The following is a 13,338-nucleotide window of genomic DNA, read 5'->3' as shown; positions in this document are numbered from 1 at the left end:
CCCGACAGCACGGAGGAGGGCTGCCCGCGGCGCGGGCAGCCCTCCTGTCGTCCGTGCGGGCGCCGGCCCGTGTCGTCACCGCTCCGGCCGGCCCGAGCCGTTGCCGTGGTAGCGACGCTGCTGGGCCGGTACGGCCTCCTGCGGGGACGGGCGGTGGCCGTTGCTCCCCGGAGACGGCGGAAGGACCGCGTCCGCCGTGTTGACCCGGGGCAGGGCGTACGGGTGCTCGCGGGTCAGCCAGCGGATCATCTCCTCGCGGACGGTGACCCGCACCGTCCAGATGTCGTCCGCGTCCTTGGCCGTCACCAGGGCCCGCACCTGCATGGTGTTCGGAGTGGTGTCCGTGACGGACAGGTTGTAGGCGCGGCCGTCCCAGGCCGCGCACTCGCGCAGGATGTCGCGGAGCTTGTCGCGCATCGCCTCCACGGGGGCGGTGTGATCGACGTGCCAGAAGACGATGCCCGTCATCTGCGGCGTGCCGCGCGACCAGTTCTCGAACGGCTTGGACGTGAAGTACGACACCGGCATGGTGATGCGGCGCTCGTCCCAGGTGCGGACGGTCAGGAAGGTCAGCGTGATCTCCTCGACCGTGCCCCACTCGCCGTCCACCACCACCGTGTCCCCGATGCGCACCATGTCGCCGAAGGCGATCTGGAACCCCGCGAACATGTTGCTCAGCGTGGACTGGGCGGCGACACCGGCGACGATGCCGAGGATGCCGGCCGAGGCCAGCAGCGAGGCACCCGCCGCGCGGAACGCCGGGAAGGTCAGCAGCATGCTCGCCGCGGCCACCACGCCGACGATCGCGGACACCACGCGCATGATCAGTGTCACCTGGGTGCGCACCCGGCGGACCCTGGCCGGGTCGCGGTGGGCCCGGGCGCTGGCGTACCGGCTGTACGACGTCTCGACGATCGCCGCCGCGATACGGATCACCAGCCAGGCGGTCGACCCGATCAGTACCAGGGTCAGCACCCGGCCGACGGCCTCGTCGCGGCTCTCCAGCAGTTGGGCCTCGTCGTACGACCCTCTCAGCAGGGCCGCGCACAGCACGAGCTGGTAGGGGATACGGCCACGGCGGAGCAGATCCCACAGTGGGGTGTCGTGGTGCCGTTCGTCGGCCTTGCGCAGCAGGAAGTCGGTGGCCCAGCCGATCACCAGCGTGAGCACGACCGAGCCACCGACCACGATCAGCGGTCGTAGCAGGTTCTCCATGCCACCGAACCTAACCGGCTCCCGGGGTGCATGAACATGTGACTTCCGTTGCGTCGGGGGTAGTGCCGGGATCCCGGCCGGTCACACCCGGCTGGCACCATGGCCTCATGAACATCATGCTCTTTCACTCGACCCATGGACTGCGGCCCGCGGTGCTCCAGGCCGCTGACCGGCTGCGGTCGGCCGGACACGAGGTGTGGGCGCCCGACCTCTTCGAGGGGCGCACGTTCGAGTCGGTCGAGGAGGGCATGGAACACAAGGAGAAGATCGGCAAGGACGAACTGCTGAAGCGGGCCGTGCTGGCCGCCGCTCCCTACTCCGAGCGCGGGCTGGTGTACGCCGGGTTCTCGCTCGGCGCCTCCATCGCCCAGACCCTCGCCCTGGGCGATGACAAGGCGCGGGGCCTGCTGCTCCTGCACGGCACCTCGGACATCGCGCCGGACGTCACGGCCGAGGACCTGCCGGTCCAGCTGCACGTGGCGGAGCCGGACCCCTTCGAGACGGACGACTGGCTCAGCGCCTGGTACCTCCAGATGGGCCGCACCGGCGCCGACGTGGAGGTGTACCGGTACGCCGGGGCCGGTCATCTCTATACCGACCCCGACCTGCCGGACTACGACGCCGAGGCCGCCGAGGCCACCTGGCGGGTGGCACTCGGCTTCCTCGACACCCTGTAGCGGCGGTTACACCGGGTCGTAGGAGCGCTCGGCCTTCTGCGTACCGCTGCGCGTGCGGTACGAGCGCGTCCACTTGGCCGTCGCGTCACGCTTGGCGCGGTCGGAGATGACGTAGTAGTCCATCTGCGCGCGCTCGGCCGTGATGTCCAGGACGCCGAAGCCGTGCCGGTCGGTGTCGACCCAGTGGACATGGCGGTTGGCGGCGCGGATGACCGGCGCGGCGACCGCGGAGACCGTGCCCTGCGGGACCTTGACGATGTCGTCGAGGTTGTCGGAGGTGACCGACGTGACGACGAACTCCGTGGCGGCCGAGGGGGACAGCGGATACGTGCCGGCGTCCACCGGCACGTCGTTGGCCCAGGCCATGTGGATGTCGCCGGTGAGGAAGACCGTGTTGCGGATCGCGTTCGTCCGCAGGTGCGCCAGGATCTCGCGGCGGTCGTCGGTGTAGCCGTCCCACTGGTCGGTGTTGAGGGCGAGGCCCTCCTGCGGCAGGCCCAGCAGCTTGGCGAGGGGCTTGAGCAGGTCGGCGGAGAGCGAGCCGATGGCGAACGGCGAGATCATCACCGAGTTGCCGACCAGTCGCCAGGTGGTGTCGGACGACTTCAGCCCCGCCTTGAGCCAGTCGAGCTGGGCGCGGCCGGTGAGCGTGCGGTCCGGGTCGTCGACCTCGCCGTCACCGACCTTGACCTGCTGCGAGCGGAAGGAGCGCAGGTCCAGCAGCGACAGGTCGGCCAGCTTGCCGAAGCGCAGCCGGCGGTAGGTGGTGCCCGCGGTCGCGGGGCGTACCGGCATCCACTCGAAGTAGGCCTGCTTGGCGGCGGCCTGCCGGGCGGACCAGGCGCCCTCCGCGCCCTCCGTGTGGTTCTCCGCGCCGCCGGAGAAGGCGTCGTTGGCGAACTCGTGGTCGTCCCAGATCGCGACGACGGGGGCCGCGGCGTGCAGTGCCTGAAGGTCGGGGTCGGTCTTGTACCGCGCGTGCCGGACGCGGTAGTCGGCGAGCGTGAGGATCTCGTGGGCCGGGGCGTGCGGGCGGACGACCTTGTCGCGGGTGCCGTACTCGCCGGTGCCGTACTCGTAGATGTAGTCGCCCAGGTGCAGCCAGGCGTCCAGGTCGCCGCGGGCCGCGAGATGACGGTACGGGGAGAAGTAGCCGGCCTCCCAGTTGGCGCAGGAGACCACGCCGAAGCGCAGGCCCTGGACGGCGGCGTCGTGGGCCGGGGCGGTGCGGGTGCGTGCGGCGGGGGAGTCGGTGCCGCCGGCGGAGAAGCGGAACCAGTAGTCGGTGCCCGGCTCCAGGCCGCGGATGTCGGCCTTCACGGTGTGGTCGGAGGCGGCCGTCGCGGTGGTGGAGCCCTTGGCGACGACGGTGCTGAACGCCTTGTCCCTGGCGACGATCCAGCTCACCTCGGTGTCCGGGCCGACTCCGGAGCCGGGTATCGCCTCCGGCATCGGCGTGACGCGGGTCCACAGCAGGATGCCGTCCGGCAGCGGGTCACCGGAGGCGACGCCGTGCAGGAACGCGGGTGCCTGGTCGACGGCGCGCGCGGGCAGGGTCGCCGCCAGCGGTCCGGCCAGGACAGCGGTCGCCGCCGCGGCCTTGACGACCGAACGGCGGCGCGGGGTGAGGGAGTTGAAGCCCTCCGACGTATTCGATGATCTGTATCGACTGGTCACAGCCGATCAGGTTACTGGTCGGTATGCACCGGAGCGGGCGAACTCCGGAAGTTCGCCCGCTCTTCACATGCCGACCGGTCCCCGACCTGCCGTCACTTCTTGAGGGCCTCGCCCACGACCCGGTTGAAGTCGGCCACCGTCATCAGCGGCGTGCCCTGGCTGTCGGCGGTGAGCTGCTTGCCGTCCATGACGAAGCCCGGCGTGCCCTTCACCCCGTCCTTGTTGTCGTCGAAGGTCTTCGACATGGCCATCGCCCAGGCGTCGTAGGTGCCCTTCTCGACCGCGTCCTGGAACTTCTTGTTGTCCTTCAGTTCGGGGACGGTGTTCGCGACCTTGATGAGGTAGCTGTCGTCCTTGAACTTGTCGGTCGTCTCCTCCGGGTGGTACTTCGCCGAGTACAGCGCGGCCTTGTAGTCGAGGAACGCCTCGTCGCTCACGTTCAGCGCGGCGCCCAGGGCGCTCAGCGCGTTCTTGGAGCCCTCGCCGTTGTCCTTGTTGTCGATGAACGTGGCGCCGATGAACTGCATCTTGAACTTGCCGTCGTCGATGTCCTTCTTCACGGTCGGACCGACGGTCTGCTCGAACTGGGCGCACACCGGGCAGCGCGGGTCCTCGTAGATCTTGAGGGTCTTCTTCGCCGAGTCCTTGCCGATGACGACCGTGGTGCCGTCGGTGCCCGTGGTGTTGGCCGGGGCGACGACCTTGGCGTCCTTCTGGCCTTCCCAGTAGGTGGGCTTGTTGGCCTGGACGACGGCGTAGCCGATGCCGCCGGCTATCGCCAGCACGCCGACTATGGAGGCCGCGACGATGATCTGGCGCTTGGCCTTGGCGCGCTTGGCCTCGCGCTCGCGCTCGGCGCGCAGCCGCTCGCGGGCTGCCATCTTCGCCGCCTGGGTGTTCCGCTTGCTCATGGTGATGTCTCCGTGGGGGACGCGCACATCTGTGTGTGCGGGCTACGTAAGGGGGACTGCTGGTGCTCGAAAGTGCCGAGGAGAGGGCGGGAGCCTTCCGCGGCGAGTGCCTCGTGCGAAGACGCGTGCCTTACGCGAAGGCGGGCGAGCACGGCGGTCCGCGCCGTCCCAGGGAGTAGGCGAGGATCCGGTCGCGCGTGGTGGGCGTGCGGTCGGCGGCGCGCGCCGGCAGGCGCCGCCCGGCCGGGGCCCGCTCCACCGTGACCGCGGCGACCGCCAGCAGCAGCGGCCGGAACGTCGTCGCCGTCACCGCCCGCAGCAGCTGGGCCAGGGCCCGCTCGCCGCGGCGCAGCCAGACGGCGGCGAGGAGCCCGACGCCGATGTGCGCGCCGAGCAGAAGCCAGGCTGTGGCCGGGTCGGCATGGACCACCGCGGCCGCCAGCCGGTCGGTGCCGGTGGCCCCGGCCATCCGGGCCAGGGGGGTGCCGACCTCGCCGCCGCCGCAGAGCACGTCCAGGCCGACCGAGCGCAGGGGGCCGGTGACCGGGCCGCCCGCCCGCCCGTAACAGGCGTGCTGGCCCGTGGTGAACACCGTGTCGGCGGCCAGTTCCAGCGGGATCAGCAGGGCCGCGATCCTCCCGAAGGAGCGCTCGCGGCCCGCCAGGGCGAACGCGATCACGAACACGGCGGCGGCGACCGCGGCCACCGTGCCCACCGGCAGCGGGGCCCGGGACAGCAGCACGTGCGACGCGGTGCTGAGCGTCACGACCACGGCCGTGAACAGCGCCGCGCGTACGGCTCTGAGCTGGATCCCGGATATGTCCATAGCGATAGGAGAGTGTGTCACGCGGTCCCGTAAGAGACCCCTAAAGGATGCCTGTGTGAGCCCGCTTCCGTCACAGACCCGGAATCCGGCCGTTGCGGAACAGGTCCACGAAGGTCTGGTGGTCGGCACGCGCGCGTGCGCCGTAGCTGTGCGCGAAGTCGACCAGGAGGGGGGCGAAGCCCTCCTCGTCGGCCGCGATCGCCGCGTCGATGGCCCGCTCCGTGGAGAACGGCACCAGGGACTCGCCGGACTGGTCGTCCGCTGCCGCGTGCATCGTGGCCGTCGCCCGGCCGAGGTCGGCCACCACCTGGGCGATCTCCTCCGCCTCGTCGATGTCGCCCCAGTCGAGGTCCACCGCGTACGGCGAGACCTCGGCGACCAGCTGGCCCGCGCCGTCCAGCTCGGTCCAGCCCAGCCACGGGTCGGCGTGCGCCTGGAGGGCGCGCTGGGAGATGACCGTGCGGTGCCCCTCGTGCTGGAAGTACCCGCGGATCGCCTGGTCCGTGATGTGCCGGGAGACGGCCGGCGTCTGGGCCTGCTTGATGTAGATCACGACGTCGTTCTCCAGGGCGTCGCTGTGCCCCTCCAGCAGGATGTTGTACGACGGCAGACCCGCCGAGCCGATGCCGATGCCGCGCCGGCCGACGACGTCCTTCACGCGGTAGGAGTCCGGGCGGGTCAGCGAACTGTCCGGGAGCGTCTCCAGGTAGCCGTCGAAAGCGGCGAGGACCTTGTAGCGGGTGGCCGCGTCCAGCTCGACGGAGCCGCCGCCCGGCGCGAAGCGGCGCTCGAAGTCGCGGATCTCCGTCATCGAGTCCAGCAGGCCGAAGCGGGTCAGCGAGCGGGCGTCACGCAGCGCGTCCAGCAGCGGGCCCTGCGCGGTGTCCAGCGTGAACGGCGGCACCTCGTCGCTCTTCGCGCCCGTCGCCAGGGCGTGGATCCGCTCGCGGTAGGCGACCGCGTAGATCGTCACCAGCTCGGAGATCTGCTCGTCGCCGAGAGCCTTCGCGTACCCGATGAGGGCGACGGAGGCGGCGAAGCGCTTCAGGTCCCAGGTGAAGGGGCCGACGTAGGCCTCGTCGAAGTCGTTGACGTTGAAGATCAGGCGGCCGTTGGCGTCCATGTAGGTGCCGAAGTTCTCCGCGTGCAGGTCGCCGTGGATCCACACGCGGGAGGTGCGCTCGTCCAGGTACGGGCCGCCCCGCTTCGACCCGAACTGATCAGACACAGTGAGGTCGTGGTAGAAGAGGCCGGCCGTGCCCCGGTAGAAGGCGAAGGCCGAGGCCGCCATCTTGCGGAACTTCACACGGAACGCGGCCGGGTCGGCGGCCAGCAGCTGCCCGAAGGCGGTGTCGAATACGGCGAGGATCTCCTCACCGCGGTGCTCGTCGTCGAGCGGCGGGAACGACATCGCTGGGTGCCTCCTGGTGCGTACATTTCAGGGCGGCAGGTCCGCCCTCTGCCTAACGTGCGGCGGCTCGCGGGAGTGCCCGCGAAGCCTCGCACGAAGGTACGCGGGTCAGCCCTCCGGGTGTCAGTGCCGAGGCATAGACTTCGACGCTGTCCCCCAGACTGTCCGCAGCCTGCCGGACCCATTCGACCGACGTTTTCCCTGGAGGCCGCAGCCGTGTCAAAGCCGCCGTTCACGCACCTGCACGTCCACACCCAGTACTCGCTGCTGGACGGTGCCGCGCGGCTGAAGGACATGTTCAACGCGTGCGACGAGATGGGCATGACGCACATCGCCATGTCCGACCACGGCAACCTCCACGGCGCCTACGACTTCTTCCACACCGCCCAGAAGGCCGGAGTGACCCCGATCATCGGGATCGAGGCCTATGTCGCGCCCGAGTCCCGGCGCAACAAGCGCAAGATCCAGTGGGGCCAGCCGCACCAGAAAAGGGACGACGTCTCCGGTTCCGGTGGTTACACCCACAAGACGATGTGGGCGGTGAACAGCACCGGCCTGCACAACCTCTTCCGGCTGTCCTCCGACGCGTACGCCGAGGGCTGGCTGCAGAAGTGGCCCCGGATGGACAAGGAGACCATCGCCAAGTGGTCCGAGGGGATCGTCGCCTCCACCGGCTGCCCCTCCGGCGAGGTCCAGACCCGGCTGCGCCTCGGCCACTTCGACGAGGCCCTGAAGGCCGCCGCCGACTACCAGGACATCTTCGGCAAGGACCGCTACTTCCTGGAGCTGATGGACCACGGCATCGAGATCGAGCGCCGGGTCCGCGACGGCCTGCTGGACATCGGCAAGAAGCTCGGCATCCCCCCGCTGGTCACCAACGACTCGCACTACACGTACGCGCACGAGTCGGTCGCCCACGACGCCCTGCTGTGCATCCAGACCGGCAAGAACCTCTCCGACCCCGACCGCTTCAGGTTCGACGGCACCGGCTACTACCTGAAGTCCACGGACGAGATGTACGCCATCGACTCCTCGGACGCCTGGCAGGAGGGCTGTGCCAACACCCGTCTGATCGCCGAGATGGTCGACACCACGGGCATGTTCGAGAAGCGCGACCTCATGCCCAAGTTCGACATCCCGGAGGGGTACACCGAGGTCAGCTGGTTCCGCGAGGAGACCCTGCGCGGCATGAACCGCCGCTTCCCGGACGGCATCCCGGACGACCGCATGAAGCAGGTCGAGTACGAGATGGACACCATCATCTCGATGGGCTTCCCGGGCTACTTCCTCGTGGTCGCCGACTTCATCATGTGGGCCAAGAGGCAGGGCATCGCGGTCGGCCCCGGCCGAGGCTCCGCGGCCGGCTCGATCGTCGCCTACGCCCTCGGCATCACCGACCTCGACCCCATCCCGCACGGCCTGATCTTCGAGCGGTTCCTCAACCCCGAGCGCATCTCCATGCCCGATGTCGACATCGACTTCGACGAGCGCCGGCGCGTCGAGGTGATCCGGTACGTGACGGAGAAGTACGGCGCCGACAAGGTCGCCATGATCGGCACCTACGGCACCATCAAGGCCAAGAACGCGATCAAGGACTCCGCGCGCGTGCTGGGCTACCCGTACGCGATGGGCGACCGCCTCACCAAGGCCATGCCCGCCGACGTCCTCGGCAAGGGCATCAACCTGGACGGCATCACCAACCCCGAGCACCCCCGGTACTCGGAGGCGGGCGAGATCCGGGCGATGTACGAGAACGAGCCGGACGTCAAGAAGGTCATCGACACCGCCAAGGGCGTCGAGGGCCTGGTCCGGCAGATGGGCGTGCACGCCGCCGGCGTGATCATGTCCAGCGAGACCATCACCGACCATGTGCCCGTCTGGGTCAGGCACACGGACAAGGTCACCATCACCCAGTGGGACTACCCGAGCTGCGAGTCGCTCGGCCTGCTGAAGATGGACTTCCTGGGCCTGCGCAACCTGACGATCATGGACGACGCCGTCAAGATGGTGAAGTCCAACAAGGGGGTCGACATCGACCTCCTGAGCCTCCCGCTCGACGACCCCACGACCTTCGAACTGCTCCAGCGCGGCGACACCCTCGGTGTCTTCCAGTTCGACGGCGGCCCCATGCGCTCCCTGCTCCGGCTCATGAAGCCGGACAACTTCGAAGACATCTCCGCCGTGTCGGCCCTGTACCGCCCGGGCCCCATGGGCATGAACTCCCACACGAACTACGCGCTGCGCAAGAACGGCCAGCAGGAGATCACGCCCATCCACCCCGAACTGGAGGAGCCGCTCAGGGAGGTCCTGGACGTCACCCACGGCCTGATCGTCTACCAGGAGCAGGTGCAGAAGGCCGCCCAGATCATTGCCGGCTACTCGCTCGGCGAGGCCGACATCCTGCGCCGCGTGATGGGCAAGAAGAAGCCCGAGGAACTGGCGAAGAACTTCGTCCTCTTCCAGGAGGGCGCCCGCAGGAAGGGCTTCAGCGACGAGGCCATCCAGGCTCTGTGGGACGTGCTGGTCCCCTTCGCCGGCTACGCGTTCAACAAGGCGCACTCCGCCGCGTACGGACTCGTCTCGTACTGGACGGCGTACCTCAAGGCGAACCACCCGGCCGAGTACATGGCCGCGCTGCTCACATCAGTGAAGGACGACAAGGACAAGTCGGCCGTCTACCTCAACGAGTGCCGCCGCATGGGCATCAAGGTGCTCCCGCCGGACGTCAACGAGTCGATGTCCAACTTCGCGGCCCAGGGCGACGACGTGATCCTCTTCGGCCTCTCCGCCGTCCGCAACGTCGGCACGAACGTGGTCGAGTCGATCATCAGGTGCCGCAAGGCCAAGGGGAAGTACGTCTCCTTCCCGGACTACCTCGACAAGGTGGAGGCGGTGGTCTGCAACAAGCGCACCACCGAATCGCTGATCAAGGCCGGCGCCTTCGACGCCATGGGCCACACCCGCAAGGGCCTCACCGCGCACTACGAGCCGATGATCGACAACGTGGTCGCGGTCAAGCGCAAGGAGGCCGAGGGACAGTTCGACCTCTTCGGCGGCATGGGCGAGGCCGAGACCAGCGAGCCGGGCTTCGGGCTCGACGTGGAGTTCTCGCCCGACGAGTGGGACAAGACCTATCTGCTCGCCCAGGAGCGGGAGATGCTCGGTCTGTACGTCTCCGACCACCCGCTGTTCGGACTGGAGCACATCCTGTCCGACAAGGCCGACGCGGGTATCTCCCAGCTGACCGGGGGCGAGCACTCCGACGGCGCGGTCGTCACCATCGGCGGCATCATCTCGGGCCTGCAGCGCAAGATGACCAAGCAGGGCAACGCCTGGGCCATCGCGACCGTCGAGGACCTCGCCGGCTCGATCGAGTGCATGTTCTTCCCCGCGACCTACCAGCTCGTCTCGACGCAACTCGTCGAGGACGCCGTGGTGTTCGTCAAGGGCCGCCTCGACAAGCGCGAGGACATCCCGCGGCTCGTCGCGATGGAACTGCAGGTTCCCGATCTGTCGAACGCGGGCACCAACGCGCCCGTGGTCCTCACCATCCCGGCCACCCGGGTCACCCCGCCGCTGGTCAGCCGCCTCGGCGAGGTCCTCAGCCACCACAAGGGCGACAGCGAGGTCCGCATCAAGCTCCAGGGGCCGACCAAGACGACCGTGCTGCGGCTGGACCGGCACCGGGTGAAGCCGGACCCGGCGCTCTTCGGTGACCTGAAGGTGCTGCTCGGACCGTCCTGCCTGGCCGGGTGACACAGGGCTTTCGATGCGCGTGAGGGGCGTACCCGGCTGCGGGTACGCCCCTCGTGCGTGTGTGGGCGCAACAACCCGTCACACGATGTCAGTTGTGGCCGAAGCTGCGCTTTCGCTTGCCGGCCGGTGCCATGTCGCCGGGGGCCACCTCGACCTCGGGCTGGGGCTCCGTCTGCGAGGCGGGGCTGCGGTCCGCCCGCTGACCACGCTCGGTCGGACGCTGCTGCTTACGGTCACGGTTCTTGTTCTTGGCCATGGTGATGCCTCCTGTAGGGGACTAGGGGCCAGGGCCGGGACCAGATTCACACAGGCCGACAACGATCGCATGTCGGACAATTACCGTGCGTGACAGGGGTGGTCGGAGCGGCGCGCCCCGAAACGCCACGCCGAAGATCGAGTTCCGGCCGTTAACCTCCGCGCCGTCGGGCAGACTCGAAGCAAGCCCGAAGCAAACCTCCTGGGAAGAGGGTGAGTCGCGTGGACCGCTGCATCGTCCTGGTGGACGCTGGGTATCTGCTGGGAGCCGCGGCGAGTCTCCTCGCCGGGGAGCCCTCGCGGTCCCGCATCACCGTCGACCACACCGCCCTCATCCAGGGGCTGCGAGAACGTGCCGAGTCCGACACGCAGCAGCCGTTGCTGCGCATCTACTGGTTCGACGGCGCCCCTGACCGCGTCCCGCAACCCGAGCACCGCAGGCTGCGCGTGATGCCCCGGGTCACCGTCCGGCTCGGCGCCCTGACCCGCAGCGACGGCCGCTGGGCGCAGAAGGGCGTGGACGCCGCGATGCACGCCGAGCTCACCGAACTGGCCCGCAACCGTGCCTGCTCCGACGTCGTCCTCGTCACCGGCGACGGCGATCTGCTGCCCGGCATGATGGCCGCCAAGGAGCACGGCGTCGCCGTCCACCTGTGGGCCGTCCAGGCCGCCGACGGCGACTACAACCAGTCCGAGGACCTGGTCGCCGAGGCCGACGAGCGGCGGGTCCTGGACCGCACGTGGATCACCAAGGCCGTCCGCGCCAAGGACCACACCGGCGGGTGCGCGCCGCAGCCCGCCCCCCGGCCCGAGATCGCCGCGATCCTCTCCGCGCCGCTGCCGGAGTCCGCGCTCGGCACCACGACCGAACGGCCCGACCCGCAGCCCCGGCACCCGGCGGCCGGCCCCGGGCAGAACGGCACCGAGGAGCGGGTGCCGGCCGCCAAAGGGGTCCCCACCCCCAAAGACCTGGCCGCCCTGCGCGCCCCCGGCACCCAGCCCCCCCAGCACCCCGCCTCCGCCACCCTGCGGTGGTCCTCCGACAAAGGCTGGGTCGACCGGCCCACGGCCGAGCCCCCCGAGGCCGCCTCGATGCCGACGCTCGCCCAGCTGACCACCGCAGAGCAGCGGTGGGCCGACCGCGAGGAGGACATCACCACCGTCGGCGGTGACCCCTTCGAGGTGGGGCAGGTCTTCGCCCGGCGCTGGGTCGAGCGCCTCGGCGACCAGAGCCACCTGCCGAAACTGTCAGGGATGTACCCCCGCATCCCGCACCGCGTCGACGGGGAGCTGCTGCGCTACGCCGCCCGTTTCGGCCTGCTCGCCCACAAGGACGACCAGATCGACGAGCGGGACCGGTACGCCATCCGGGCCGGCTTTTGGCGGGAGATCAGCGTGCGCACGGGCGTGGAGCACCCACCCCTCGACGGCTGAGTTCTCCGCCGGCGGATTTCCCGGTATCGGCCGACCCGAGAGCGGACCGGGGCCGCCGACCCCGTAGTCTCGTCCCTTGTGAGGAAGCAGGCGGCACAGGCATTTCGGCACGATGGTGACGTCGTGTGCGCGGTGCGCGGGCTGACCAAGACCTATGCGGCGGTCCGGGGCCGGCGCGGCGCACCCGGAACACCCGAGGTCCGGGCCACGGACGACGTGACGCTGGACATCCGCCGAGGCGAGATCTTCGGCCTGCTCGGTCCGAACGGCGCCGGAAAGTCCACCCTCGTACGCCAGCTCACCGGGCTCATGCGGCCCGACCGCGGCAGTGTGGAGATCCTCGGGCACGACATCGTGCGCCACCCCGAGCGGGCAGCGCGGATCCTCGCCTACCTCGGGCAGGAGTCGAGCGCCCTCGACGAGCTGACCGTGTCGCTCGCCGTCGAGACCACCGGACGGCTGCGCGGCCTGGACGTACGGCAGGCGCGGGCCGAGCGGGATGCCGTCCTCGACGAGCTGGGCCTCGCGGCGCTCGCCGGGCGGCCGCTGAAGAAGCTCTCGGGGGGCCAGCGGCGCCTGGCGTGCTTCGCCGCGGCCCTGGTGGGGGAGCGGCCGCTGCTCGTGCTCGACGAGCCGACCACCGGCATGGACCCGGTGGCGCGGCGGGCCGTGTGGTCCGCCGTCGACCGGCGCCGGGCCGAGCGCGGGACGACGGTGCTGCTCGTCACCCACAACGTCATCGAGGCCGAGACGGTGCTGGACCGGGTGGCCGTCCTGGACCGGGGGCGGGTGATCGCCTGCGACACCCCCGCCGGGCTCAAGGAGCAGGTCGCCGGTGAGGTGCGCGTCGACCTGGTGTGGCGGGACGCGGCTCCGCTGCACGTGCCAGAGGTGGCCGCGCTGAAGGACCGCGTCGTGGAGTCGGGCCGCCGCTGGACGCTGCGGCTCGGGCCCGAGGAGGCCCGGGCGGTCGTCGCGACCGTCACCGGCGGGGCCGCCTTCGCCGCCCTGGACGACTTCACCCTGGCCACGCCGAGCCTGGAGGACGTGTACCTGGCCCTCGGCGGTGCCGCGCAGCAGGGGCTGGTGAAGGTGTGAGCACGAGGGCGCCGGGCGCGCGGGTCGTGAGCACACCGGCCGCCGCATCCGTACCGAACAGGCGACTGCCGCAGTGGA

The 13,338-nt window shown here is 70.1% G+C and carries 10 protein-coding genes; 4 read left to right on the top strand and 6 right to left on the bottom strand.

What is annotated here, in order from left to right; all coding sequences use genetic code 11:
* Positions 1–75: 75 nt before the first annotated feature.
* Complete coding sequence (locus CEB94_RS11080) at positions 76–1,215, bottom strand: mechanosensitive ion channel family protein (RefSeq protein WP_175432041.1); 1,140 nt, start codon at positions 1,213–1,215, stop codon at positions 76–78.
* A 107-nt stretch (positions 1,216–1,322) separates the two neighbouring features.
* On the opposite strand from CEB94_RS11080, the gene CEB94_RS11075 reads away from it, so the two are divergent.
* Entirely contained in the window at positions 1,323–1,892 is a 570-nt protein-coding gene (locus CEB94_RS11075) for a dienelactone hydrolase family protein (RefSeq protein WP_175432040.1), read from the top strand.
* A gap of 6 nt (positions 1,893–1,898) precedes the next feature.
* On the opposite strand, the gene CEB94_RS11070 is transcribed toward CEB94_RS11075, so the two are convergent.
* From CEB94_RS11070 to CEB94_RS11055, 4 genes are all read right to left on the bottom strand, one after another.
* A complete protein-coding gene (locus tag CEB94_RS11070) occupies positions 1,899–3,569 on the bottom strand; it encodes an alkaline phosphatase D family protein (RefSeq protein ID WP_175432039.1) in 1,671 nt (556 codons plus the stop codon).
* Between the two features lie 92 nt (positions 3,570–3,661).
* Positions 3,662–4,480 carry a thioredoxin domain-containing protein gene (locus CEB94_RS11065; RefSeq protein ID WP_175432038.1) on the bottom strand — a complete coding sequence of 273 codons (819 nt, stop codon included), beginning with the start codon at positions 4,478–4,480 and terminating at the stop codon, positions 3,662–3,664.
* 130 nt (positions 4,481–4,610) lie between these two features.
* On the bottom strand, positions 4,611–5,306 hold the full coding sequence (locus CEB94_RS11060) for a hypothetical protein (RefSeq protein ID WP_175432037.1): 696 nt from the start codon (positions 5,304–5,306) through the stop codon (positions 4,611–4,613).
* Positions 5,307–5,376: 70 nt separating this feature from the next.
* On the bottom strand, positions 5,377–6,717 hold the full coding sequence (locus CEB94_RS11055; RefSeq protein WP_175432036.1) for a DUF2252 domain-containing protein: 1,341 nt from the start codon (positions 6,715–6,717) through the stop codon (positions 5,377–5,379).
* A gap of 216 nt (positions 6,718–6,933) precedes the next feature.
* Between CEB94_RS11055 and dnaE the strand changes: the two genes are divergently transcribed.
* The gene (gene dnaE, locus CEB94_RS11050) at positions 6,934–10,473 is read left to right on the top strand and encodes a DNA polymerase III subunit alpha (RefSeq protein ID WP_175432035.1); all 3,540 of its coding nucleotides are present in this window, start codon (positions 6,934–6,936) and stop codon (positions 10,471–10,473) included.
* A gap of 88 nt (positions 10,474–10,561) precedes the next feature.
* Here dnaE and CEB94_RS11045 read toward each other — a convergent pair whose 3' ends face one another.
* Positions 10,562–10,729, bottom strand: coding sequence for a hypothetical protein (locus CEB94_RS11045; protein WP_175432034.1), 168 nt, complete (start codon positions 10,727–10,729; stop codon positions 10,562–10,564).
* Between the two features lie 221 nt (positions 10,730–10,950).
* Between CEB94_RS11045 and CEB94_RS11040 the strand changes: the two genes are divergently transcribed.
* Together CEB94_RS11040 and CEB94_RS11035 are read left to right on the top strand one after the other, a co-directional pair.
* Positions 10,951–12,162 carry an NYN domain-containing protein gene (locus CEB94_RS11040; RefSeq protein WP_175432033.1) on the top strand — a complete coding sequence of 404 codons (1,212 nt, stop codon included), beginning with the start codon at positions 10,951–10,953 and terminating at the stop codon, positions 12,160–12,162.
* A gap of 123 nt (positions 12,163–12,285) precedes the next feature.
* Positions 12,286–13,260: an ABC transporter ATP-binding protein gene (locus tag CEB94_RS11035; RefSeq protein ID WP_175432032.1), complete on the top strand. Its 975-nt coding sequence runs from the start codon at positions 12,286–12,288 to the stop codon at positions 13,258–13,260.
* Positions 13,261–13,338 lie beyond the last annotated feature (78 nt).

This window comes from Streptomyces hawaiiensis, from assembly GCF_004803895.1.
In the GTDB taxonomy this organism is placed as follows: Bacteria; Actinomycetota; Actinomycetes; order Streptomycetales; family Streptomycetaceae; genus Streptomyces; species Streptomyces hawaiiensis.
Note: the sequence above shows the minus strand (reverse complement) of the source record. Positions and strands in the feature narration are given on the sequence as shown.

Excerpts from the sequence above, each read along its gene's own strand:
- CEB94_RS11080 (WP_175432041.1), bottom strand. The coding sequence starts at position 1,215 with ATGGAGAACCTGCTACGACCGCTGATCGTGGTCGGTGGCTCGGTCGTG.
- CEB94_RS11075 (WP_175432040.1), top strand. The coding sequence starts at position 1,323 with ATGAACATCATGCTCTTTCACTCGACCCATGGACTGCGGCCCGCGGTG.
- CEB94_RS11065 (WP_175432038.1), bottom strand. The coding sequence starts at position 4,480 with ATGAGCAAGCGGAACACCCAGGCGGCGAAGATGGCAGCCCGCGAGCGG.
- CEB94_RS11060 (WP_175432037.1), bottom strand. The coding sequence starts at position 5,306 with ATGGACATATCCGGGATCCAGCTCAGAGCCGTACGCGCGGCGCTGTTC.
- CEB94_RS11055 (WP_175432036.1), bottom strand. The coding sequence starts at position 6,717 with ATGTCGTTCCCGCCGCTCGACGACGAGCACCGCGGTGAGGAGATCCTC.
- CEB94_RS11045 (WP_175432034.1), bottom strand. The coding sequence starts at position 10,729 with ATGGCCAAGAACAAGAACCGTGACCGTAAGCAGCAGCGTCCGACCGAG.